The sequence below is a fragment of the Enterococcus avium genome (assembly GCF_002891025.1).
Classification (GTDB): Bacteria; Bacillota; Bacilli; order Lactobacillales; family Enterococcaceae; genus Enterococcus_A; species Enterococcus_A avium.
The window spans coordinates 2,532,156-2,557,364 of the sequence record NZ_NBSL01000002.1 but is presented as its reverse complement, the minus strand read 5'-3'; the positions used below and the strand labels follow the sequence as shown (position 1 = coordinate 2,557,364).

The window sequence follows — 25,209 nt, the reverse complement described above, 5'->3', positions numbered from 1 at the left end:
TTACAGCTTTTCCTAAAAAAATATGCTATGCTTGAACAGAATTCTGCAGAAAAAGAGGGATGTAGATGGACGGGGAAAACAAGAAGCGAATCTTGCTGCCACGCTATCAGCAAGTAGCAGTAGAGATTGCTGAACGGATTGCAGACCAGCGGTATCAGGTAGGAGAAAAGATTCACGCACGTTCAACGTTAGCCAGTAATTTTAATGTTTCTCCTGAGACAGCTCGCAAGGCGATCAATGTGCTGGTTGATCTCGGGATTATGGAAGTACGTCACGGCAGCGGCGCATATGTGTTGTCACGGGAAAAAGCCAAAGTTTATTTTGAGAAATATCAGGATGTACAATCAGTCCAAGAAATCAAAAATGAGCTTCAAGAAAGTGTTGAAAAACAGAAAAGAGAATTGGAGCATGTGAGTCAATTGTTGAATCAATTATTAGCTCAAACTAAACGTGTTCATAACGTTGCTCCTTTCGTTCCTTATGAGCTTACCTTGACCAATGAGGCGGTTCATTTGAATAGTACAGTTAACGAGCTAAATATTTGGCATGAGACGGGAGCTACGATCATTGCCATTCAGCAAAAGGATGAGCTGCTATTGTCTCCTGGTCCATATGCTAAAATTTGTGCTGGCGATACTTTGTTTTTCGTTGGAGACGAACTGGTATTGCAACGAATGCAGCACTTGTTTTACCCAGAAAATGGGTCTAAATAAATCGCACATAAAAGAGCCAATACGTTGGTTCTTTTATGTGCGATTTTTTACTATGTTAGCAGCTTTATAGCGACAAAATATTAAGAAATGATAACGCTTACTATATTGTAGAAGCTATCTTTTTACTATTTATTCGTGACATGAGAGACTTGACTAAGTCTACTAATAATTTTAGCGAAATGGAGGATTTACTATGCAGAAAGAATTACCGCAGTCTCTGAAGGACGTTGCAGTGTTTCCAGAAGACCCACGTTATGACAAAGTTCGCTCAAATGATTTTAAAGTAGGACAGCCCAAAATTGTTATTTTAGCCGAGACAGAAGAACAAGTCATAGAAACGATTAACTATACAGCAAGAATCAGGCAGGATCAGAACGAGAAATTTCCATTATCAGTCAGATGCGGCGGGCATGGCTTGGCTGCTACCTCAGTAAATGATCAAGGAGTGATTCTGGATCTTTCGCAAATGAATCAGATAAGTGTTGTTGATAAAGAGAAAGGGCTTGTCAACGTTCAAGCGGGTGCTCTTTGGAATGATGTCGCAGTAAAGCTGCATTCTGATCAATTAGTTATTTCCAGTGGTGACCACGGAGACACTGGTGTGGGTGGATTAGCAGTATCTGGCGGTATGGGAACCATTTTACGCTCCTTTGGACTAACCATTGATAAAGTTATCGAAGCAACGATTATAACGGCAGATGGTAAAAAACACATTGTGGATAAAGAGAACGAACCTGACCTTTTTTGGGGGATTCGTGGGGGCGGTGGGCAGTTTGGTGTAGTGACCGAATTTCTTTTCCAAGCAGATAAGGCAACTGCAGTGAATTCGAAAATTGCCAATCCAATGATTGTACAAACGATTAACTACTCGATAACGGATCTTTTTGAATTTATTCAAGGATGGCACAATTGGTTTAAAACTGCTTCAAATAAATTAACAAGTACGTTATTTTTAAATAAGGGACCCGATCAAACGATTACTGTACAAACACGAAATTTTTGGTATGGAGAAGAAACAAGTGAATCGAAGAATGTATTGGAACAAGCGCTTCGACTAGGTACTGTTTCGGCAACTACTGAAATTTTGATGAACTACTCTGATTTCTTTCCGGATGAGCATGCTCGTATTGAAGGAAAAAATCCGGTATTCGCGAAAAATACATTAGTGACACATATCCCGCAAGAAATCGCGGTAGAAATAGAAAAACTGTTGGAGCTGTCATTTGTTTATGGTGTAGAATTACGAGCGCTTGGCGGCGCAGTCAATGAAAAAACTGCTGATTTTAATGCGTGGCCCTTTAGAGAGGCTGAAATTATGATTGCTTATTTTTTTAATAAGGAATATACCGATCAAGCAATTCAATTATTTCAACCAATCCAAGAATTTGGGCAAGGTGTGTACGGCGCTTATTCAAGTGACACGAGTCAGGAAGAAAATGCGCGAGTTTGGCCAGGTGCAACAGGAAAGAAAATAAAAGAAGTAAAGGAAAAATATGATCCGACGAATCTGTTTGATCAAAATCGTCAATTATAGGTGAATATCTGCTCCTTAGCATTAAGAGGGATCTCAAAGGAATCGTTGAGATTCTTTTTTTTGCAGTGAATTTTGTTGAAATTAATGCTGATTTACTGAAAATTTTCTGCATCTCCTTTGACAAAGTGACCACATGGTGTTAGTGTTGTATGGTCACTTTTTTAAAAGGAGGATATTTTTTGAGTAAAGTTAAGGTAGAACATCTGACTAAAATATTTGGTAAGAAGCAACAACAAGCACTTGCAATGATTCAAGAAAACCGCGATAAGAATGAAATCGTGGCGCAAACAGGTGCAACTGTTGGTGTATATGACGCAAGTTTTGAAGTCGAAGAAGGAGAAATTTTTGTCATTATGGGACTTTCCGGCAGCGGAAAATCTACAATGATTCGTTTATTAAATCGTTTGATTGATCCAACATCTGGTGAAATCTATATCGACGGGAAAAATATTGCCCAAATGGATAAAGAGGCACTGCGGGAAGTGCGTCGCCATAAAATCAATATGGTCTTTCAAAATTTTGGCTTGTTTCCTCATCGAACGATTTTAGAAAATACAGAATACGGCTTGGAAGTGCGAGGTGTTCCCAAAGTCGAACGTCAGGCATTGGCTGAACAAGCATTAGAGAACTCAGGATTATTGACCTTCAAGGATCAATATCCAAATCAATTATCCGGTGGGATGCAGCAGCGGGTCGGCTTAGCGCGGGCTTTAGCTAATGATCCAGAAATTTTATTGATGGACGAAGCCTTTTCAGCATTAGACCCATTGATTCGTCGGGAAATGCAGGATGAATTATTGGATTTGCAATCGAATGTGCAGAAAACGATTATTTTCATTACTCACGATTTGAATGAAGCCTTGCGAATCGGTGATCGGATCGCTTTGATGAAGGATGGACAAATCATGCAGATCGGTACTGGTGAAGAAATTCTGACTCATCCAGCGAACCAATACGTGCGTGACTTCGTGGAAGATGTCGATCGTTCAAAAGTACTAACAGCACAAAACATCATGGTTCCAGCATTAACGACCAATATCGAAGTTGATGGGCCGAATGTCGCGTTGAACCGGATGCGTAAGGAAGAAGTCAGCATGCTTCTAGCGGTTGATCGCAAGCGCAAGCTGAAAGGAAGTTTGACAGCGGAAAAGGCGCGGGAAGCTCGTAAAAATAACCTAACATTGAAGGACGTCATCGATAAAAATGTCCGACGCATACCAAAAGATATGCTGGTTACTGATATTTTCAATCTGATTTTTGATTCGCCAGCACCGTTGGCTGTCGTTGAAGGCGACCGTTTAGTTGGGGTCGTTATCCGCGGGAGTGTCTTAGAAGCGTTGGCAGATACAGAGACTGAAGAGGTGATTGCTCATGTTTAATTTTTTACAACAAGCCTTGCCCGTTGCAGATTGGGTTGAAGGATTTACTGATTGGCTAACAGGCACCTTTGCAGGACTGTTTTCAGCCTTGCAGCATGCTGGTCAATTTTTGATGGATGGGATGACCAATCTATTAACGATGATTCCACCATTATTATTGATTCTTGTTTTGACCATTGCAGCCTTTTTCATCTCCAATAAAAAATGGGGATTGACGAGTTTTACGCTGATTGGTTTGCTCTTTATCTACAATCAAGGACTGTGGATCGATTTAATGAGTACAGTCACGCTAGTTCTTTTATCTAGTGTACTTTCTATCGTCATTGGGGTTCCCTTAGGAATCTTGATGGCAAAAAATGAGACAGCGAAAAAGATCATTACGCCAATTCTGGACTTTATGCAGACGATGCCTGGATTTGTGTATTTGATTCCAGCCGTTGCTTTCTTTGGAATCGGAATGGTTCCCGGCGTATTTGCTTCCGTGATTTTTGCTTTGCCGCCAACCGTCCGTTTTACCAATTTAGGGATTCGTCAAATTCCGAAAGAATTGGTGGAAGCATCCGATTCATTTGGCGGAACCGGCAAACAAAAATTATTTAAATTAGAATTGCCGTTAGCCAAAAGCACGATCTTAGCAGGAATCAATCAAACGACGATGTTGGCTTTATCAATGGTTGTTATTGCTTCAATGATCGGAGCTCCCGGTCTAGGTCGTGGCGTATTGTCCGCACTGCAACGAGCACAGGTCGGAAATGGTTTTGTGAATGGTTTGGCGTTAGTAATTCTGGCGATCATCATTGACCGCTTCACTCAAAACATCAACAAACCAAAACAACAGGCGGCGGAAAAAATGCCCAAAACTAAAAAACGTAAAATCGGGATTGCAGCAGGTGTCGTAGCAGCGATCGTACTGCTTGCTTCTTTTGGCTTTGGCGGATCATCTAATGAAAACAAAGGCACGATCAATCTAACTTATGTGGAATGGGATACCGAAGTTGCTTCTACCCATGTCGTAGGAGAAGTCTTAAAAGAAATGGGCTACAATGTCAAGATGACGCCATTAGATAATGCAATTATGTGGGAATCTGTCGCAAAAGGAGAATCGGACGCGATGGTGGCTGCTTGGCTGCCAAATACTCATAAATCACAATTTGCTCAATATAAGGATCAAGTCGATGATTTAGGCGTCAATTTGAAGGGTGCCAAAGTCGGGATTGTTGTTCCTGATTATATGGATGTTAATTCAATTGAAGATTTGAGCGATCAAGCCAATAAAACGATTACTGGAATCGAACCTGGTGCCGGTGTAGTGAACGCGGCGGAAAATACGTTGAAGGCTTATCCAAACTTAGCGGATTGGAAGGTTGCTACGTCTTCTTCAGGTGCGATGACTGTGGCACTTGGCCAATCAATCAAGAAGAAACAATCAATCATAATCACTGGCTGGTCACCACATTGGATGTTTGCTAAATATGGTTTGAAATATTTAGAAGACCCTAAAGGAGCTATGGGTACGGAAGAAGCGATCCATACTATGGCTCGTAAAGGCTTGAAAGAGGATCATCCTGAGGCTTACAAAGTATTGGACAACTTCCATTGGACCCAAAAAGACATGGAAAGTGTCATGCTGGCAATCAACGAAGGGAAGGACCCTTCACAGGCAGCCAAAGATTGGATTAAGGACCATCAAAAAGAAGTTGATGGGTGGCAAAAATAATCATAATTATAAAATTGCTGGTCGCATTGATCAGCAATTTTTTTGTTAGAATTAAAGTACGGAACCGTTAATAAAAGGATGTAAGAGTAGTTACTCAACCAATTTAAGTAGAGAATCTGTCATGAGAATAAGGTCTTAAGATAACATAATTGTTTTAATGTTGCTTATAAAGATAGTGATTAGAGAAGTCACTGTACAAATAAAAGGTGCAGGATACAAAGTGTGAAATTTCCGAGGTGTAAACAGTTATAATGGAAAATCAGGAGAGCTGTTTCAAATAAATGCTAAGCAGCCTTTTCAGAAATATTTCTTGTTCATTAGTGTTTTCATGATTAATGATGAAAAAAGGATGCCTTTAAAGGATATAGAAAATTGATTAAGATGAATATAAGAAATAGTAAAGAGGTCGGTTCAAGGTTGCTAGTGATGCTTTTCTCAGTGATTTCGACAGGTTTAGCTATTCTTGAAGTTATTCTTTGTATTGAACAAGCAGTTTAGTAGAAGGATAGGACTTCTCAAAAAAGCTGAGAAAAATAAGCTGTCACCAAACAGACAAGGAGGTGAGAAAATGGATAAGAGTATGCGGCGCCGAAATCAATTACTATCTTTACTGCTTTCTGAAAGCGATTACAAAACGACGGATTATTTTAGTGAGAAATTGGAAGTCTCAACTCGGACAATTTTGAATGACGTAAATTTTTTAAATCAGGAGTTAGTCAAAAAAGAGATTGAGATCGTTAAAGTGCCACGGCATGGCATCAAGCTAGTGGGTACCAAGGGAACTGTCAATCAAATTGGAGAGCTGGCAATTGAAAATGACGGGGATGTTTATGATGTATTGGGAAGAAGAGAAGCCATTTTTCGAAAGTTATTTATGCATTCAAAAGGACAGTTGTTAGAAGATCTAGAGAGCACGTTTTTTATTTCGGATTCTACGCTAAAAAAAGACCTAGACTATCTCCAGCGATATCTCCGCCACTTTGAGGTGAAGATTTCTCAGAACCGACGAAAAGTAGCGCTTGCTGGTGCAGAGGCCGACATCCAACAAGCCTATCAGAATTTTTTGATGACTAAGTTTCCTGATGCGCTACTTGTAAATAATGAAGAGCTGCTGCTTCAATTAGAGAATTATTTTTCTCAGACAAAGATTCAGTTAGTCAAAGAAACTTTAGAGAAGTTTTCAGACATGTTTTCCAGCGATATTTCAAATAAATATTTTCCAGCAATTTTTCTTACATTTTTATGTTTACTGACACGAGCAGAACAAGGCTGTCATATGACTATCGAAGAAAAGCAAAAGAGCGAGTTGGAAGATTTGGCACTTTATACGCAAACTTATGAAATTTGTGCCTTTATTTCCGCCAATAGTGCGATCGAATTATGGTACCCAGACATTTATCATTTATCCGAAACGTTGTATGCCATGAACTTGAAGCCATATTATAAATCGACTAAACGTTACAGCGACTGTTATCAAGAAGCAGTTGAAGAACTCATAGCAGATTTAGGGAATTTATTAAATATTGATTTTTCTGGTGATCAAGAGCTGCACGAATCCTTAATGAGTCACATTATCCCAATGATTTATCGTTTGCGACGCAACATTTTGATCAAAAATCCTTTTATGGAGGAAATCAAAAACCGCTATCTACTATTGTATTCCATGATGTGTTATGCCACCAGCAGCTTAGCTCAGCGCTTTTCGATTGAGATTACTGGTGATGAAATTTCTTTTTTGGTCATTTATTTCCAAGTGTCATTAGAACGTAAGTATGGCGTTAGTTTTCGAAATATTTATGTTGTTTTGTCTCGTGGATTGATTACCAGTGATTTGATTTATACAAAAATTCGGCGAATCATTCCCCACACAGATAAAGTAATTCAATTAACTACGAAGGAATTTGAGCAGGTGACGTTGAATTCAAATGACGTTGTTGTGACTACGGATGCCACTGTAAAGGCGAGAAATGTCGTGTACATTTCCCCAATGATTAAAGATGAGGAAATTAGTCGAATCGTTCATACCTATTATAAACGCTACCATGCAACCACAAAGGAGAAATCACAGGTCCGACACCAGTGGATCAATCCTGAACTTGTTTTTCTCCGAGAACAGGTAGAGAACAAAGAGGAATGTTTGAACTTCATGATCGAAAAATATCAGGCATTGGGAATCGCGAAGGAAAAATTTGGTGAATCAGTTTGGGTCAGAGAAAAATTAGGCGATACCAGTTTTTCAGTCAGTGTGGCAATTCCCCACGCCGACCCTAGTGAGGTCAATCAAACATCCATTGGAATTATGACCTTGGATAAAAAAATCAATTGGGGCATCAACAATGTAAATGTCATTCTGTTTTTTGCAATTTCAGATACAGATATCGACGTGGCAAAGAGTAAAATCACAGGTTTGCTTGAATTCATCGAAAAGGAGGAGAACGTGGAGCAGTTAATTCAAGTAACGGATAAAGAGACATTATTGGAATTAGTGATGGGGGAAGGGAGTGCAATCTAAGTGGCTGACTTTTGGGATGAAATGTACTTAGACGAACATTTGGTAGATTTAGAAATAGAGGCATCAGATAATTTTTCAGCGTTGGCAGCATTAGCAGGCTGTCTTGAAAAAAATCAATGTGTGAATGGCGAATTTAGTCGAGCGATTCAAGAAAGGGAAAAAGAATTTTCAACTGGCCTGCCGCTTGAACATGTGGGGGTTGCGATTCCTCATACGGATTCTGAATATGTCTATAAGCAATCGATGGCAATCGGTATTTTAAAGGAACCCGTAATGTTTGAAATGATGGGGTCGCCTGAAGTCTTGGTACCAGTCAAGATCATGTTCATGCTGGCGATTAAGGAGCCGAAGAAACAGTTGGAATTTCTCCAAGCATTGATCGATATGTTCCAAAAAGACGAACAAGTCTTAGCAATTGTTCAAGCAAAAACGGCAGCGGAAGCCGTAAAAAGAATGAAACAGAATCTAAATTAAGGACGTGGGAAAAATGAAAAATATCTTATTGGCATGTGGTTCAGGAATCGCGACATCAACAGCGGTGAACGGAAAAATCTCAAAAATTTTGGATGAAAATGGTTATAAAGGGCAATACAAAATTACCCAATGTAAGATTTCGGAAGCACCAAACAAAGCTTCCAACTATGATTTTTTGATCTCCACAACGGTGATACCAAAGGATTTGGACTGTGAATCTGTTTCAGGTGTGTGCTTTTTGACAGGTGTGAATACGAAACCGACGATTGATCGAATTTTAGCGTTGATGGAAAAGTAAGCGGCAGTAACTATTAGGAGTAATAAGGGGGAAGAATCATGGATGCTATTATTAATGTGTTTCAATTTATTCAGGGCTTAGGAGTATCCGTTGTAATGCCAATTGTGATCTTTATTATTGGCTGTGCATTCAGAACAGGTGTTGGGAAAAGTCTTCGAGCAGGTTTGACGGTAGGTGTTGGTTTTATTGGATTGAATTTAGTCATCAATTCGTTGTTAGGAACAAGTCTGTCGCCAGCTGTTCAAGCGATGGTTGACCGTTTTGGACTCAGCCTTTCAACGATTGATGTTGGGTGGCCAGCAGCGGCGGCGATTGCCATGGGGTCAACAGTAGGGCTGATTATTATCCCACTAGGGTTAGTTGTGAATATTGTAATGCTCTTTACAAATACGACTCAGACAGTTGACGTGGATATTTGGGATTACTGGCATTTTGCCTTTACTGGTGCTTTAGTTGCGATTATTACAGATACGTTGTGGTTAGGGATTCTGGCGGCTGTTGTAAACATGGTGATCATTATGGTTCTAGGCGATGTTACTGCTCCAGAGGTAGAAAAATCATTGGATCTGCCAGGGGTTTCACTACCTCATGGATTCACGACAGCCTATGCGCCAATCGCAATGGTTATCAACAAAATCATTGATATGATTCCCGGTGTACGCGATATCAATATTAATATGGACACTGTCCAACGTCGCTTTGGTGTTTTTGGGGAACCTATCTTAGTTGGAACAGTGATGGGGATCGTTATCGGGGCCATCGCCGGTTACGACATAACAAATGTTTTAACCTTAGGGGTTTCACTAGGTGCCGTATTAGTCTTGATTCCGAAAATGGCCGCTTTATTGATGGAAGGTTTGATTCCGATTAGTGATGCTGCCAGTGATTTTATTCAAGAAAGATTCCAAAATCGCGGGAAAATTTATATCGGATTGGATTCAGCAATTGGTGTCGGACACCCAGTGACATTGGCGATTTCCTTTATCTTAGTACCGTTATTGATTTTCTTGGCCGTTGTTTTACCTGGGAACACAGTATTGCCATTTGCCGATTTGGCTGTTATCCCATGGATGTTCGTTTTGATTACACCAATTGTAAAAGAAAATGGATTTAGAGGTTTGATTGTCGGGCTGGTCGTATTAGTATTCGGGCTATGGATCGCAACTGATTTGGCACCGATGATTACGACGGCAGCTAAAAATGTGAATTTCGAAATGCCAGAAGGGGCATCACAAATTTCTTCTATCTGTGATGGGGCTAACCCATTGACTTGGGTGCTGGTTCGATTGAACGGTCTGGGCTATATCGGGACTGGAATTGGCGCTGTCGTAGCATTAGCGATGGCTGTCTGGAATCGTAACCGGATCAAAAAAGAAGCTGCACAATTACATGACGGAGGAGCTGCCTAAGTATTTCCTATGAAAAGGAGGAGGAACGAATGAAGCGATTTGAATACGATAAAACATTGTATTTTATAGATGTTCTTCTTACAGGAGTAGTCTCATTGATCGTTTTCCTTATTGCGATCGCCTTAATTGTCACGAATCGAATGCCTGCCTTGATGTTTTTAGTAGGGATTGTCGCTTTTTATAGCTTTTGGAATGCGCTGGTGGCCAGAGTAACGCCAAAAGAAGTGGATGTAACTGGCGATACGCTAATGCTTCGTTCTTTCAATCGGACGGATGACTATCATTTGTCGCAGCTTAAAAGCTTTAAAATCCGCGAATTTCCAACTGCAGGAAAAATGTACTTGCGAATGGATGGAGGCGGGCTGCTGAAGGGTCGCTATTGGTTGAATACGAAAAATTATAACGACGGACAGGAGCTATTTCGATTACTGCTAGATATGGAGTATGAAAAACATCCTGAATCGTTGAAGGCGCGTGCTAGAAGGGTCAATACTGAATACAATACTAAAGTCAAAAAGAAAAAAGAGGCAAGCGGATGTTAGAAAAAGAAAAAGCAGAAATTATTGCTGCAGGCGTAAAATTGGATCGCTATGGTCTGATCTCTTTATCCGGCGGAAATGTCAGTATGCGAATCGATGAAGAAACGCTACTGGTGACTCCTAGCGGGATGATGTATGAAGAGATGGTCCCAGAAGATGTCTTGGTGATGGCACTTGATGGAACGATCATCGAAGGTACACGTCGTCCAAGTGTTGATACAATCGCGATCCGCTACATTTTCCAAAAGATGCCTGCGGTTAATGCGGTGATCCATACGCATCAGCCCTATGCGACTGGGATCGGTTTAGTAGTGGATCGCATCGATTGCGATGTTACAACACTTGCCAATACAGCAAAGGGGCATGTCAATGTGGCACCATATAGCTCAGCTGCCAGTATTGATATGGGTTATGCGGTAGTGGATCATATTGGTGATCAATTAGCTGTCGTGTTGAAAAATCATGGTGTGGTAACCATCGGCCAGAGCTTAAAAGAGGCGTTGTATGCGGCCGTCTACTTAGAAGAAGCCGCGAAAACATTGTATGTCGCTCATTCCTATGGCGGGAAAGTCGCCAAACTGAATGAGGAACAGATCCAAACGGCAGTTGAAGTCTTTAAAGATTATGGACAGGTGAAGGGCTAAAGAATCAGCTGTTATCATGAGAATTTGGATTTTATGTTGAAGGGACGATTGGAAGACATTTTATTGTGAACTGTCTGCCGAAACTCGGCAGGCAGTTTTTGTGTCTTCTTCTTTTCATTTAACCAACTTGTCGATTAATCAGGAAAAACTTATTGGGCTCACTCAGGTTTCAGCAGAACCTTTAGTTCTTCTCCGTTCATCGCCAACTCAAAGGCTCTCTCCCACTGACTCAATGGCAGAATTTTGGTGATCATTGGCGTGAGATCGACATTTGAGGTCTCTAGCCATTCAAGCGACTTGTACCAAGAGCTTGGTTTTTGAGTTCGTGATCCGATTAATTGAATCTCTTTGTTCAATAGTAAACCCATATCGATGGGAACAGGATTTTTTGCGAAGAGCCCTTCTTGGATAACTGTTCCCTTTTTCTTAACAAGCTCCAATGCCTGTTGAAGTGCTTGCGGACTGCCAGAGCATTCAAACACTTGATCAAAGCCTAAATCGTTAGTCGCTTCTTTAATGAGCGTTTTTAGTTCTGTTGTTTGACTATCAATAACGTGCTCAATACCGAGTTCTTGAGCTTTTGCCAAACGACTGACATCTTTCGTAATTCCGATCAAAGTGACTTCCGAACCTAAAGATTTTACGACTAAGGCGAGTAAAACTCCGATGGGACCAGGGCCAAAGACCGCGATCTTTTCACCTGCTTTAATGGTGGTTTTTTCCATTGCGGCATGGATGCAGCAAGCTAGTGGCTCCAATAGTGCAGTGACTTCATTCGGCAGTGAGTCCGGCAGGTGATGACAGCGGTTGGCTTTTGCTGAAACAAACGTTGCGAAGCTTCCATCGACTTGTGTCCCCAGCCCTTTTCGGTGACTGCAGAGATTGAATTCTTTCTTCAAACAGTAGGGGCAAATTTCACAAACTTCATAGGTTGTCTCACTAACTATCCGATCACCAATAGAAAAATTTGTTACTTTATCTCCTTTTTTATAGACTATACCACTAAACTCATGTCCGAGAGTTAATGGTATTTTTTTGTTATATTCTCCCTTTAATGCATGGATGTCTGAGCCGCAGATACCACTATAAATTACTTTGATTATAATTTCATCATCTTTAATTGAGGGTGCTTCTACATCGCATAATTCTACATTCCCAAAGCCAGCTGATAATTTCCTCAATGCCTTCAATTTAATATCCTCCTTGATTGTTTATTAGTTAGAAGTTGTTATTAAAAAAGTTTTTGTTCTCTGTATGCCAAGCCTATCATAGATGTTTAGTAGCCATCTATCACAATTCTTTTGAGAAACGAACAAAAAGGATTGGTCTTGTGAAATAATAGGAGGCAGATACAATTAAAAGTGTAGAGGTGATAGTAATGAACAGAAGGATCAATAAAATTTTATTGGATATTTTGCACGAAAAGGAAGATTCATTGGTGAACTATGCCAAATTGTTTGATGTCTCTGAGCAGACGATTCGCAACGATATTAAAGAGATCAACTTTCAACTGGAAAGTAATAATGGAAACAAAGCAATCTATTTGGAGGATGGTTTTTTACAAATACCGAAGGAGGTTAATCTAAAGGAATTATTCAAAACCTACGCGTCTTTCCAACACTATCATTTAACCCTCGATGAAAGACGAACGATTCTCGCGTTGCTTCTGGTCACAAGTCATGATTATGTGACAACTTACTATCTTTCTGAATACCTCTTAGTTAGTCGTAATACACTTGTTAGTGATATAGAAGCATTGAAAAAATGGTTTGTTAAGAATAATTTGGTTTTGCTTTCCCATATCGGAAAGGGCTATAAAGTGGTGGGTGATGAGCTTGATATTCGCTCGGCAATGACCAAGCTAGTGATTTTTAATGGACTATTCGATTATGGCTATGATTACGCTATGGGATGGGAAAATAATATTTTCCAAAACCTTCTGTTAGAAATCATTGATCCTGATACGCGTTATCAGGACGTCAGTCAACTGTTAATGGAAGCAGAAAAAGAAGAGCAGCTCCAATTATCTGATTTTTCTTATCAAGAAGTGATTTGCTATTTAATTATCATGATCGAGCGCATTAAATTTGAGCGATTTATTGAGGCATCTGACATGCTGGAGGAAATTCGGGAGAGCTCAAAATCCAGTTTTGCTCAAACGATTCTGAAAAAAATTGAAGAACGCTTTGCTATCACAACAACGACTGGAGAACTGGATTACTTGATTTCGGTGCTGCGCAGAAAAAGCTACATTAAAAACAATGGACGTAAGATTGATTCGATTGAGATTCAAATTTTGATCAATGAGTTTATTTTCAACTTGGCCAGAGAAATGGATATCAAATATTACTTGAATAGTGATCTATTTGATCTATTGGAAAATCATTTGAAGCTTCTGATCAACCGTCTTTCATTAAATGATAGCGTTACCAATGTTTTGTTTGATGAAATCTATCAATCATATCCCGAGATGTTTGAAATCGTTAAACGTAATTTGCATAAGATCGAGGAGTATTTAGAGGTTGAGATTCAGCAAAATGAACTCTCTTTTATCGTTATGTATGTGATGGCAATTGTAGAAAACAGCAACCATACGCAATCAAAAGGACAGATTCGGCTACGCATTGTATGCAACTCTGGCAGCGGCACCGCTCAATTGATCAAAGTGAAATTATTATCAGCGTTTCCCCAGATTGACGTTATTTCAGTCGATTCGTCTCATGTACTGCAAAAGATTCAACCTGAAGATCAGGATTTGATCGTAACTACTGTTCCGCTGCAATTTGATCAATCACCGGTTGTCCTCGTAAATCCAATTCTGACAGAGCAGGATATCATTCGCATTCAAAAAGTTTTATACAAAATCAAACCGCGTCATTTTATTGATCAAGAATATTTACTTACCAAGGAAGAAGCAATGATCGAAGACTTCTTGCCGATCATTCAGAAATATCTTGATGCCGGAGAATATCAAAGTTTTCTAGGTGATCTTGAGTCCTTTAATCAACTAAATGAACGCCTGTCAACGGAAACGCAAGAAATCAATCGATTAACCGCGATTTTAACAATTGATCGGATCGCACTGGATCAGCAGTGCGACTCCTGGCAGGCAGCAGTAGAAAAGGCAGGCAATCTGCTCCTGCAGGATAAGCTGATCACCCAAGAATACATTGATGCGATGATCCAAATGGTCGTAGAGTTCGATTCTTATATTGTCATTTCACCGGGAGTGGCGATTCCTCATGCCGAATTTTCCCATGGGGCCAAAAAAATCGGCGCTAGTTTTATTCGGTTAGCAGAACCTGTTTCCTTCAATCATCAGAAAAATGATCCGGTAAAATATGTGATTGCTTTTTCTTTACCGGAGGGTGTCTCAATCGGAACGTGTTTGTATTATTTTACGGAAATATTAGCAACGGAAGATTTCATATCCGTGATGGATCAGTGTCAATCGGAAGAAGCGATCATGAACCAGTTAAGAAAATTAGAAGATAAAGTGATGGGATTTCCTTATGAATAAACTACTGAGAAAAGAAAACCAAAAGTTTTTATATTATTCATTCGATGAGGATGATAAAGAGACGCTGCTCGCTAAAATGAGTGAGGTGTTGATTGATGCGGAGTTCGTTCATCCAAGCTATCAACAAGCCGTTATTGAACGGGAACGTATCTTTCCCACCGGTCTACCGACAAAGGGAATCAATGTCGCAATCCCTCATACAGATTCGATTCATGTTAAAAAAGAGGGCTTTTTAGTGGGAGTATTAGAAAAGCCGGTGACCTTTGAAATGATGGCCAGTAAGGATGTTTTTTTAGAGGTGGAGCTTATTTTTATGCTGGCAATTAAACAGCCGGAAGACCAATTAGTCATGCTGCAAAAGTTGATGCTGTTATGTCAGGACGAGCAAAATCTACAGTTACTTAAGGCAAAAGAGAAGGTTGTTGAGGTGGAGCAATTATTGAAGACCATTCAGTGATAAGTACAAGGAGGAGAAAAAATGTTAGATATGCTTAAAGCAGGAGTGAATTATATCTTAGACCTTGGGGCGGCAGCGATGTTGCCGATCATCCTGACTATTTTTGGTGTGATCTTAGGGCAAAAGCTAAGCAAGTCGTTTCGAGCAGGTTTAACGGTTGGGATTGGTTTTACCGGATTAAATCTAGTGATTGGCTTACTATCAGATTCCATCGGAAAATCCTCTCAGGCGATGATTGAACGTTTAGGATTGCAATTAGATATTTTAGATGTTGGCTGGCCGATCGGTGCGGCAATCACCTTCGCGACACCGATTGCAGTCATTTTAATTCCTGTTATCTTTATTTTTAATATTATATTGCTGCGTTTTAACCAGACTAAAACAATGGATGTGGATTTATGGAATTATTGGCATTTGATTTTTCCAGGGGCGATGATTTATTACGCGACAGATTCGATTTGGATTGCCATTGTTTGTTCTTTAGTAAATACCTTCATTATTTTCAAACTAGCCGATTGGACAGCACCAGCGGTAGAACATTTCTTTGGATTACCGGGAATTTCGCTACCCCATGGAGAGACGGTCAACTTTGCGCCGCTGACTTATGCGTTGAACCGACTATGGGATAAAATTCCAGGCATCAACAAAATCGATATCAATGCAAAAAATCTAAAAGAACGTTTGGGTATTTTTGGCGAACCGATGATGATCGGGTTGGTCCTAGGTGTTGGTATGGGTTTACTGGCAGGATATGATTCACAGGCGATTATCCAGTTAGGCGTGCAAACATCTGCGGTAATGATCTTGATGCCGAGAATGGTTGCTCTATTAATGGAGGGTCTAGCACCGATTGCTGAAGGTGCGAAAACCTTTATTCAAAAGCGTTTCCCAGGAAAAGAGGTTTATATCGGGTTAGATGCGGCGGTTGTAACAGCGCATCCAGCGATTATTACCGTAGCACTGTTAATGGTACCGATCACGATTTTATTGGCGGCGGTATTGCCATTTAACCGACTGTTGCCATTTGCTGATTTGGCGGTGTTGCCGTTTACTGTGATTTGGTCTGTGGCGGCTTCAAAGGGAAATATTTTCAGAGGATTGCTGAATTCGATCGCTTCGATTTGTATCGTTTTATTCATCGCGACGAATTTAGGTGCATTGACTACAACAATGGCCCATGCGGTAGGCTTTGCCTTTCCTGAAGGTGCAACGATGATCTCAGGGATCGATATGAGCTCCCACATTACTTTATGGATCATGCTGAAATTGATCGATCCATCGAATCTGCCGGCCTTTATGGCAGGAGCTATCGCCTTAGTAATGTATGGCGCATTATGGTTCTGGACCCGCAATGATATCAAAAAGCAATATGGAATCCCAACAGGAAAAGATGATCCTGAAAATACAGTTAAAGGAGCCGAGATGAATGAATAAAAAACATATCCTAATCGCTTGTGGAACGGGTGTTGCCACATCAACGGTCGTATGTATGCGAGTAAAAGAGGAATTGGAAAAAAATAATATACCCGCAACTGTTGAACAATGCAAAGTAGCTGAATTGCCGTCAAAAATTCATGGGGCTGACTTAGTTGTTACTACTACAGCTTATGAAAGTGATGATATTCCTGTGATTCGCGCATTATCCTTTTTAACAGGTGTAGGAATCGAAGCAGATGTGCAAAAAATCGTGGATATTTTAAGCTAGGAAGTCAATGATTTTTGTACAGAAGCGTGTCTAGCTTAACGATCAGCTGGATAGTTTTGTACGGAAAAAATTTTAAAAACGAAAAAGGAGCAGACCTATGAAAGGGAAAGTTGCGGTAGTCACGGGGGCTGCGAAAGGAATCGGAAAAGCCATTGCAAAAAAATTTGCAGAGGCTGGAGCATTTACAGTGATTTTGGACTTCGACCAAACGAGCGGGGAACAAACCGCGGCGGAATTCTCGCAAGCCTTCGCTGAATCGCTCTTCATTAAGACAGATGTCTCAGATCCCGATTCATTGAAGGCTGCCAGTGAGCAGGTGGTGGCGTATTTTCACCGTCTTGATATTTTAGTGATTAACGCTGGGATCAGTTATCTGCATTCGATAAAAGAAATTACGATCGCGGAGTGGCAGCGTGTACTACGAATTAATTTGGATGGCTCCTTCTATACACTGAAGGCATTCTATGAGCATTTTTCCGACAATGAAGGGAAGATCATCTTCATTACCTCCGGTTCAGCCATCACAGGAACTGGCGGTGGGATGCATTATGCCTCCTCAAAAGCCGGACAGCATGGATTAATGCGAGCAGCTTCGAAAGAGTTTGGACCGAGAGGAATTAATGTCAATGCCATTGCTCCACGAGTGATTCAGACGGATATTTTAGATACACTTTATCCTGATGAGACAAGCCGACAAGAGTTGTTGAAAAAGATTCCGATTCAACGTATCGGACAACCAGAAGATATTGCCAATCTGGCATTGTTTTTGGCAAGCCCGGAAAGTTCCTATATTCATGGACAGATTATTTTAGCAGACGGTGGACGAACCTATTAAGGAGAACATATGAAAAATATTTTAGTTGTTACAGGTACCTCAGAGAATAAACGCAATTTTGCAGTCAATTACATTGAGTCTTTTATGAAAGACAAAGGGCTGACTGTTAGCGTGGAAGGAAAAAGTATTTACGATGTAACGGAAGTAGCAGACGGAATCTCAGCGATCGTAGCAATCGGTCAGCCGCAATTTACGACGGATGTTCCAATTATCGATGGCACAGCCTTTATCACAAAATTTAATATGGATACCTGTTGTCAGCAACTGCTGGAGAAAATTTAAGCGGTGCAATTTTTGATTTCACAACAAAAAAGCAGCTATGATTCTTTCATCCTTTCATGATTAATGATGAAAAAAGGTTGTCTTTAATCAGGAACAGGCATCCATTATGATAAGGATGAGAAGGAGAACTAGGACTTACTGAAGAAGTAAGGGCGTTATGCTTGGTGGGATTAACTGCCTAAAGTTTAAATGCTAATACCTAGATGTCATTAGGTTCTTATCGTGTATTAGAAATAAGTCATAGTGAAAATCCTCCTTATTGGTCTGGTTTCATCCAATAATTTATGGTTTTCACTATGAATTTTTTTATCTGCTCTTAGATAAATGCCGAAATAAAGAAGTTTGTGAAGGTACGTGACATTTGTTACGGAAATCGCGTCGTTGGAACATTTTGTAAAGATGAGCTTGTGAATAAAAACATTTGTTGAAAGCGTTGACTCTCGGAGTAAAGCCTCTTATGATGGCATTGTAACATATGTTAGATATAGGAACATATGGTAATAGTTGGACGTAATTAAGAAAGATTCGCCTTAGGAGGGAATAAAAGATGAGTTATTCCGACGACGCACGATTACTGACGGAGATTGCTTCAATGTATTACGAAGAAGGAGCCAAACAATCGGAGGTTGCAAAAAAGTTCAATATTAGCCGGTCGCTGGTCTCTAAGTATTTAGCAAAGGCGCGTTCCCTAGGATTGGTAGAAATAATTATTCATGATGATCTGGTCCACCCCTATCGCTTGCTAGAGGAGAAGCTGGTAGAAAAATTTGGTTTGACTGAGGTGATTTGTATTGCGCCGGCAGCGGCTGAAATGCTGAATAAACGGATCGGCATCGCGGCTGGAAAATACTTGTCGCGAATCTTAAAAGGTGATGAAACTATCGGCGTTTCTGCCGGGATGGTCGTTCATGAGGCGGCTCAAAATTTCCTGCCGAAAAATCAAATGGAAAACATTCGTTTTATTCCATTGGTTGGCGGGTTAGGTCAGGAGCATACAGCGTTACAGGCCAATGTGGTTTGTGAGATATTTGCCCGCAAAAGTGGCGGAGCGGTGCTAGAGCTCCATGCACCAATTACGGTAGATTCAGCTGAAGCGAAAAAGGTATTCATGGCACAATCCTTTATCAAAAACGTGTTTGATAAAGGCAAAAAAGCAGATATCGCATTAGTCGGAATCGGCGGGTTACCAGCCTATTCCACTATGACCAAAGCATATTTGCCGAATGAAGAGGTGCCATTAAGAAAGGAATTATCTGCTGGGAATGTCTCGGGAGATATTTGCTACAACTTTATTGATGAGGAGGGAAAACTTGCGGATTGTACGTGGAATGATCGAGTGTTAGCGATCAGTTTGGCGGAATTGAAGAAGATTCCAAAACGTATCGGTGTGTCTGGCGGCAAAGAAAAGGTTAGCGGAATTCGTGCAGCGTTAAAAGGCAATTTAGTCAATGTGTTGATCACCGATGAAGAGACAGCGAAAACGTTACTAGACGAAGATAAATAAAATGGAGGCGCATAAATGATGACAGCAACGAAAAACATCTCGATTCCAAATCGAGCAGGTTTGACGGATGAAAACTTAGTAGAGCTTTATCGCACAATGTGGGAAATCCGTTTCTTTGATGAGAAAGTCGATCAGCTCTTTGCAAAAGGCTTGATCCATGGGACGACTCACTTAGCGGTGGGTCAAGAAGCAACAGCAGCAGGTAGCGGAGCGGTTTTGAGAAAAACGGACTGGATCACCGCCACTCACCGCGGACATGGTCAAACGATCGCAAAAGGAACGAATATCAATGAAATGATGGCAGAACTATTCGGCCGTACCACTGGAACCAACAATGGGAAAGGCGGTTCGATGCACATCGCTGATTTGGATACTGGAAATCTAGGCGCAAACGGAATCGTTGGCGGCGGCTTTCCAATCGCGACCGGTGCCGCATTAACGTCAAAACTGAAAAAGAATGACACGGTTGCTTTGGCGTATGCTGGCGACGGTTCAACCAATGAAGGAAGCTTCCATGAATCATTGAACTTAGCTTCGATTTGGTCATTACCAGTAGTCTTCTTCATTGAGAATAATCAATACGGAATGAGCGGACCATTTAAAACTATGATGAATGTTGATCGTTTGTCAGAACGGGCGAAAGCCTATGGCATTGAGGGCATTACGATAGAAGGAAATGATGTCATTGAAGTCATCAATACTACCTATGACGCGGTTGAAAAAGCCCGTCGCGGAGAGGGACCGACCTTGATAGAGGCCATGACCTATCGCTGGAAGGGCCATTCGAAATCTGACGCGAAGAAATACCGTACGAAGGAAGAGGAAGAGGATTGGCGCAAAAATCGCGATCCAATTAAACTGGCTCGTGAAAAATTTGTAGCGGCGGGAATCTTTACTGAAGAAGAAGCGGAAGAAATTCGTCTAGCTGCAAAGCAAGCGATTGAAGATGCAGTGACTTTTGCAGAAGAAAGCCCAATGCCGGCGATCGAAAGCATGTACGAAGACGTTTATTCAGACTAGAGGAAATAGGATGCCAGTTTTACTTATTGCTTTAGCAAGTTAGTAAAATGGTATGCGTGGTGAGAATCAAACTTATTTTTCTTTTAGAAAAATAAATACGTTAATACGAAATAGGAGGAGCAGAAGATGAGAGAAATCACTTACGCGGAGGCTGTCAGAGAAGCAATGTCTGAGGCGATGCGGGAAGATCAAGATATTTTCATGTTAGGCGAAGACATAGGCGTTTATGGTGGCGCTTTCGGTGTGAGCCGCGGAATGGTGGAAGAATTTGGTGAAGAACGAGTACGCTCAACTCCGATCTCTGAGTCAGTGATCGCTGGAGCAGCAGTTGGTTCGGCTATGACTGGAATGCGTCCGATTTTTGAGATACAATTTTCAGATTTTATTACGATTGCCTTGGATCAGATTGTCAATCAGGCGGCAAAAATTCGTTATATGTACGGTGGGAAAGCGAAGATTCCATTGGTAATGCGGACGCCTGGCGGTTCAGGAACAGGAGCAGCGGCGCAGCACTCGCAAAGTTTGGAAAACTGGACAGCTCATGTTCCTGGGCTAAAAGTCATTCAGCCAGCGACTGCATATGACGCGAAAGGTCTCCTACATGCGGCGATTGAAGACAATAATCCTGTGATGTTTTATGAACATAAGCTTTGCTACCGAACGAGTTCTGATGTACCGGAAGGCAAATACACGATTCCTATCGGTGTAGCGGATATCAAACGCGAAGGTTCTGATATTTCCGTTGTAGCAACTGGAATCATGGTGCATAAAGCGTTGGAAGCTGCAGATATTTTAGCAGAGGAAGGGATTCAAATTGAAGTCGTTGATCCACGGACCTTGGTGCCGTTAGATAAGCAAACGATTATTGACTCAGTGGTTAAAACCGGGAAAGCGGTCGTTGTGACGGAAGCCGTGAAGCGCAGCGGGTTTAGTGCGGAATTAGCCAGTGTGATCGCTGAAGAAGAGTGCTTTGATTTCTTAGACGCGCCCATCATTCGTTTAGCCGGAAAAGAAATTCCAATGCCGTATCATCCAGAGCTTGAGAAAAAAGCTGTACCGCAAGTAGAAGACATTGTTGAAGCTTGTCGCGGATTGATGGCATAGGGGGGATAAAAATGGCGAATGAAGTATTGATGCCGAAGTTAAGTTCCACGATGGATGTTGGAACGATCACGACGTGGCTGAAAAATGAAGGCGATTCTGTGGAGATCGGGGAAGCAATTTTTGAAGTGATGACCGATAAAATCGCGATCGAAGTGGAAGCCTATGATGAAGGAATTTTACTCAAAAAATATATTGGCGATGGGGAGAGCGCTCCAGTAAATTCTGTAATCGCCTACATCGGTGAAGCTGGGGAAGACGTTCCTGCGGAAATGCCGAGTGGTGAAGCTGAGGCGGCAGTTGAAGAAGAGCTTGAAAAGGCTGCCGAAGCGGTAGCGGAGCCAACGCAGGAAACAGCCGCTGCAACGACTAAAGTTCGGGCAACACCAGCAGCGCGGCGGATTGCCAGAGAAAAGGGAATCGATTTGAAAAAGGTTCAGGGGTCTGGCCCGAAAGGTCGAATCCAAGCAATGGACGTGAAGGAATATCAAGAACCAGCCACAGCTGCTGCATCAAAAGCGGCAGCGACAGAAGGCGAGCTGATTCCTTGGAGCGGCATGCGTAAAGCTATTGCAGACAAGATGTCAGAGAGCAAACAGACGATTCCGCATGTCACCATGAATGCTGAAGTTGATTTAACTAAAGTAATCGAACTGCGGAAGCAATTATTGCCAATGGTAGAGGAACGTACCGATCAACGATTATCCTTCCTAGAGATCATCGCAAAAGCAGCAATGGTGGCATTAAAGGCATATCCTGAATTTAACGCACATGCGTATAAAGAAGGAATTAAGCAATTTGATCAGGTCAATCTTGGTGTTGCGGTGGCCGTGGACGCAGGATTAGTGGTGCCAGTCGTAGAGCAAGCCAGTCAAATGGGCTTAAGCGATCTGACAGCAGCGGTCAAGGCTATGACAAAGAAAGCTCGTGAGGGTCAATTGATGCCAGCGGAAATGAGCGGCGGCACCTTCACTATCAGCTCGTTAGGCCGCAGCAAGGTGCAAACCTTTAACCCAATCATCAACTTGCCAGAAGTGGCGATTTTAGGTGTTGGTGGAAGCTATGAGAAGCTTGTCGTTGAAGATACGCCAGAAGGACCACAAGTAGCGACAATTACCGCGTTGAATCTTTGCCTGTCCTTTGACCATCGAGTGGCTGATGGCGCACCAGCCGCAGCGTTCTTAAGTATGATCGTTGACCTGCTGGAAAATCCAATGAGTTTGTTGCTGTAGAGGAGGCTGACCATGACGAAAAAGACAGATACAGTCGTAATTGGCGCCGGACCTGGCGGTTATGTCGCAGCCATTCGCGCAGCGCAATTAGGACAAAAGGTAACTGTAGTAGAAGCAGAGCATATTGGCGGTGTGTGCTTGAATGTCGGATGTATTCCTTCGAAGGCCTTAATCACTGCAGGTCATCGCTATCAAGAAGCACAGCATTCTGACTTTCTAGGCTTGAGTGTCAAGGAAGCACAGCTGGACTTTACGAAGACGCAGCAGTGGAAGGATCAGCAGGTCGTAAAAACACTGACTTCCGGCGTTGGTATGCTCTTAAAGAAAAACGGTGCAGAAGTTATTATGGGGCGGGCCACATTTACAGGTCCGCAGAGCATGACGATCACAACGAAAAATGGTGAAGAAAAATTAGAATTCAAACACGCAATCGTGGCAACCGGCAGCCGCCCGATCGAAATTCCCGGCTTTGCGTTTGCCGGTCGGGTGCTGGATTCCACTGGCGGATTGAACCTAAAAGAGATTCCGAAGAAGCTGATCATTATCGGCGGCGGGATCGTCGGATCGGAGCTCGGCGGTGCCTATCGTAATCTAGGATCGGAAGTCACGATCATTGAAGGCAGTCCGAATATTGTACCGAATTTTGAAAGTGATATTTCTGAGTTAGTGGCGAAACGTTTCAAGCAAAATGGCGTAGAAGTCTTTACGAATGCGAAAGCCAAAAAAGCTGTTGAAACGACAAATGGTGTGGCAGTAGAGTTTGAAGTTAAAGGTAAAACGCAAATGATCGAAGCAGACTACGTGATGGTAACAGTCGGGCGAAGACCGAATACCGAGAACTTGGGCTTGGAAAAGGCTGGAGTCAAACTGACGGAGAGAAATCTAGTCAAGGTAGATGAACAATACCGAACGTCTCAAAAAAATATTTTTGCTATTGGTGATATTGTTGAGGGCTTAGCACTTGCTCATAAAGCAAGCTATGAAGCGAAGGTCGCGGCAGAAGTCATCGGCGGGAAAAATGTCGCTAAAGATTATCGCGCAATCCCAGCAATCTGTTTTACCGATCCAGAAGTAGCAACAGTCGGTTATACGTTGGCAGAAGCCAAAGCGGAAGGGATCAAAGCTAAGACGGCGAATTTTCCGATGCAAGCAAATGGCCGCGCGTTATCCTTAAATGCGACTGAAGGATTTGTCCGCTTAGTGTTTGAAGCGGAGACGGAGCTAATTTTAGGTGCCCAAATCGTCGGTGTCAACGCCAGTGATCTAGTGGCTGAGATCACTCTGGCGATCGAATCTTATCTGACGTTAGAAGATATTTCGCTGACGATCCATGGGCATCCTACATTATCCGAGATGGTGATGGATGCTTGTGAAGTTGGGTTAGGCTTGCCGATTCATATGTAAAAAAGGTTATGCCGGAAAAAGTTGCTTCTTAGGGAATATATAAAACAGGTGTCTTTCTCAGTTTTGAGAGAGACACCTGTTTTTAGTCTATTTCTTTCCTAATTCTTCATCTTTACGAATCGTAGCATCGATTCCCTTAATCACTGTTGAGATAAAGGCGTTGTCTTCTAGTTCAACGATTCCAGCGACGGTTGTTCCGCCGGGTGAGCTTACGCGGTCGATTAGCTCCCATGGATTTTCTTTACTGTAGGCTAAGGTCTCGGCACTGCCTAGAACTGCTTGGGTTGCCATTTCTAGCGCGATATTTTTTGGCAAGCCATTTTTCACCGCTGCACGAGCAATCGAATCAATAAATAGGAAGGTGTAAGCAGGTGAACTGCCAGCGATCGCTGTGAAGATGGAGAAATATTTTTCTTCTAGCGGCCAGGCTTTGCCGACTGCATTAAATAGATCAATGATCGTTGCGACGTCTTCTTTTGTGGCACTTGGATTTCCGCAAACAGCCGCTGCACCTTCACCGACCATCGCATTCATATTCGGCATGACACGTACAATTCGAATCGGTTGATCCGTTTCAAATACCTCATAAATAGCCTCGGTGCTTGTTCCAGCAGCAATAGAGACGATCAATGGATCATTTTGCAGGATTGCGTCTTTTGCCTCTAATAAGACTCCCTTAATAACATTTGGTTTGACCGCTAAAATTAAGGTGTCGACTGTTTTAATAACTTCTTGCGGATCACTAAGTGCATGAGCACCGATTTTTTCGGCGAATGCTTGGACTTTCTTTGTTGCGATATCATATAAGTAAATGTTTTCTGGTTTGCTAAAGCCTTTTTGAACCATTCCTTCAACAATTGCAGATGCCATATTGCCGGCACCAATAAAACCAATTTTCATTGTACATCCTCCTTGTTTTTAATCCGTTTA

General features: G+C 41.7%; 23 protein-coding genes. 21 read left to right on the top strand and 2 right to left on the bottom strand.

What is annotated here, in order from left to right; translation table 11 throughout:
- Nucleotides 1-65: 65 nt before the first annotated feature.
- From AUF14_RS12835 to AUF14_RS12790, 10 genes are all read left to right on the top strand, one after another.
- Nucleotides 66-713: a GntR family transcriptional regulator gene (locus tag AUF14_RS12835; protein ID WP_016179349.1), complete on the top strand. Its 648-nt coding sequence runs from the start codon at nucleotides 66-68 to the stop codon at nucleotides 711-713.
- Between the two features lie 193 nt (nucleotides 714-906).
- Nucleotides 907-2,247: an FAD-binding oxidoreductase gene (locus AUF14_RS12830; RefSeq protein WP_049219013.1), complete on the top strand. Its 1,341-nt coding sequence runs from the start codon at nucleotides 907-909 to the stop codon at nucleotides 2,245-2,247.
- Between the two features lie 179 nt (nucleotides 2,248-2,426).
- Complete coding sequence (locus tag AUF14_RS12825; protein WP_016179351.1) at nucleotides 2,427-3,626, top strand: quaternary amine ABC transporter ATP-binding protein; 1,200 nt, start codon at nucleotides 2,427-2,429, stop codon at nucleotides 3,624-3,626.
- Nucleotides 3,619-5,343 (top strand): ABC transporter permease/substrate binding protein, encoded by a 1,725-nt coding sequence (locus AUF14_RS12820; protein ID WP_049219011.1) that lies wholly within the window; start codon nucleotides 3,619-3,621, stop codon nucleotides 5,341-5,343. The genes AUF14_RS12825 and AUF14_RS12820 overlap by 8 nt, the downstream gene beginning before the upstream one ends.
- A 568-nt stretch (nucleotides 5,344-5,911) precedes the next feature.
- Entirely contained in the window at nucleotides 5,912-7,855 is a 1,944-nt protein-coding gene (locus AUF14_RS12815) for a BglG family transcription antiterminator (protein WP_049219009.1), read from the top strand.
- On the top strand, nucleotides 7,856-8,329 hold the full coding sequence (locus AUF14_RS12810; protein ID WP_016179354.1) for a PTS sugar transporter subunit IIA: 474 nt from the start codon (nucleotides 7,856-7,858) through the stop codon (nucleotides 8,327-8,329).
- A 13-nt stretch (nucleotides 8,330-8,342) separates the two neighbouring features.
- On the top strand, nucleotides 8,343-8,627 hold the full coding sequence (locus tag AUF14_RS12805; RefSeq protein WP_016179355.1) for a PTS sugar transporter subunit IIB: 285 nt from the start codon (nucleotides 8,343-8,345) through the stop codon (nucleotides 8,625-8,627).
- A gap of 38 nt (nucleotides 8,628-8,665) precedes the next feature.
- Entirely contained in the window at nucleotides 8,666-10,036 is a 1,371-nt protein-coding gene (locus AUF14_RS12800; protein ID WP_016179356.1) for a PTS galactitol transporter subunit IIC, read from the top strand.
- Nucleotides 10,037-10,065: 29 nt separating this feature from the next.
- Nucleotides 10,066-10,578: a hypothetical protein gene (locus tag AUF14_RS12795; RefSeq protein ID WP_016179357.1), complete on the top strand. Its 513-nt coding sequence runs from the start codon at nucleotides 10,066-10,068 to the stop codon at nucleotides 10,576-10,578.
- Nucleotides 10,572-11,219, top strand: coding sequence for a class II aldolase/adducin family protein (locus AUF14_RS12790; RefSeq protein ID WP_049220427.1), 648 nt, complete (start codon nucleotides 10,572-10,574; stop codon nucleotides 11,217-11,219). Before AUF14_RS12795 ends, AUF14_RS12790 begins: the two co-directional genes overlap by 7 nt.
- A gap of 158 nt (nucleotides 11,220-11,377) precedes the next feature.
- On the opposite strand, the gene AUF14_RS12785 is transcribed toward AUF14_RS12790, so the two are convergent.
- Entirely contained in the window at nucleotides 11,378-12,409 is a 1,032-nt protein-coding gene (locus tag AUF14_RS12785) for a zinc-binding dehydrogenase (RefSeq protein WP_049220425.1), read from the bottom strand.
- 188 nt (nucleotides 12,410-12,597) lie between these two features.
- Here AUF14_RS12785 and AUF14_RS12780 point away from each other — a divergent pair, with 188 nt between their 5' ends.
- From AUF14_RS12780 to lpdA, 11 genes are all read left to right on the top strand, one after another.
- The gene (locus tag AUF14_RS12780; RefSeq protein WP_102866074.1) at nucleotides 12,598-14,739 is read left to right on the top strand and encodes a BglG family transcription antiterminator; all 2,142 of its coding nucleotides are present in this window, start codon (nucleotides 12,598-12,600) and stop codon (nucleotides 14,737-14,739) included.
- Complete coding sequence (locus tag AUF14_RS12775; RefSeq protein ID WP_016179361.1) at nucleotides 14,732-15,196, top strand: PTS sugar transporter subunit IIA; 465 nt, start codon at nucleotides 14,732-14,734, stop codon at nucleotides 15,194-15,196. The genes AUF14_RS12780 and AUF14_RS12775 overlap by 8 nt, the downstream gene beginning before the upstream one ends.
- A gap of 21 nt (nucleotides 15,197-15,217) precedes the next feature.
- Nucleotides 15,218-16,630: a PTS galactitol transporter subunit IIC gene (locus tag AUF14_RS12770; RefSeq protein ID WP_049220422.1), complete on the top strand. Its 1,413-nt coding sequence runs from the start codon at nucleotides 15,218-15,220 to the stop codon at nucleotides 16,628-16,630.
- Entirely contained in the window at nucleotides 16,623-16,901 is a 279-nt protein-coding gene (locus tag AUF14_RS12765; RefSeq protein ID WP_016179363.1) for a PTS sugar transporter subunit IIB, read from the top strand. The genes AUF14_RS12770 and AUF14_RS12765 overlap by 8 nt, the downstream gene beginning before the upstream one ends.
- Nucleotides 16,902-16,998: 97 nt before the next feature.
- Nucleotides 16,999-17,736: an SDR family NAD(P)-dependent oxidoreductase gene (locus tag AUF14_RS12760; RefSeq protein WP_049220420.1), complete on the top strand. Its 738-nt coding sequence runs from the start codon at nucleotides 16,999-17,001 to the stop codon at nucleotides 17,734-17,736.
- Between the two features lie 9 nt (nucleotides 17,737-17,745).
- Nucleotides 17,746-18,018, top strand: a complete 273-nt coding sequence (locus AUF14_RS12755) for a PTS sugar transporter subunit IIB (RefSeq protein ID WP_016179365.1) — start codon at nucleotides 17,746-17,748, stop codon at nucleotides 18,016-18,018.
- A gap of 547 nt (nucleotides 18,019-18,565) precedes the next feature.
- Nucleotides 18,566-19,522 carry a sugar-binding transcriptional regulator gene (locus AUF14_RS12750; RefSeq protein ID WP_016179366.1) on the top strand — a complete coding sequence of 319 codons (957 nt, stop codon included), beginning with the start codon at nucleotides 18,566-18,568 and terminating at the stop codon, nucleotides 19,520-19,522.
- 15 nt (nucleotides 19,523-19,537) lie between these two features.
- Nucleotides 19,538-20,542, top strand: a complete 1,005-nt coding sequence (locus AUF14_RS12745; RefSeq protein WP_016179367.1) for a thiamine pyrophosphate-dependent dehydrogenase E1 component subunit alpha — start codon at nucleotides 19,538-19,540, stop codon at nucleotides 20,540-20,542.
- 126 nt (nucleotides 20,543-20,668) lie between these two features.
- Nucleotides 20,669-21,646: an alpha-ketoacid dehydrogenase subunit beta gene (locus tag AUF14_RS12740; RefSeq protein ID WP_016179368.1), complete on the top strand. Its 978-nt coding sequence runs from the start codon at nucleotides 20,669-20,671 to the stop codon at nucleotides 21,644-21,646.
- Between the two features lie 11 nt (nucleotides 21,647-21,657).
- The gene (locus AUF14_RS12735) at nucleotides 21,658-22,875 is read left to right on the top strand and encodes a dihydrolipoamide acetyltransferase family protein (protein ID WP_102866073.1); all 1,218 of its coding nucleotides are present in this window, start codon (nucleotides 21,658-21,660) and stop codon (nucleotides 22,873-22,875) included.
- 12 nt (nucleotides 22,876-22,887) lie between these two features.
- The gene (gene lpdA, locus AUF14_RS12730; RefSeq protein WP_049221921.1) at nucleotides 22,888-24,279 is read left to right on the top strand and encodes a dihydrolipoyl dehydrogenase; all 1,392 of its coding nucleotides are present in this window, start codon (nucleotides 22,888-22,890) and stop codon (nucleotides 24,277-24,279) included.
- 87 nt (nucleotides 24,280-24,366) lie between these two features.
- Here the strand turns inward: lpdA and proC are convergent, their stop codons facing one another.
- Nucleotides 24,367-25,179, bottom strand: coding sequence for a pyrroline-5-carboxylate reductase (gene proC, locus AUF14_RS12725; protein WP_102866072.1), 813 nt, complete (start codon nucleotides 25,177-25,179; stop codon nucleotides 24,367-24,369).
- Between the last annotated feature and the right edge of the window lie 30 nt (nucleotides 25,180-25,209).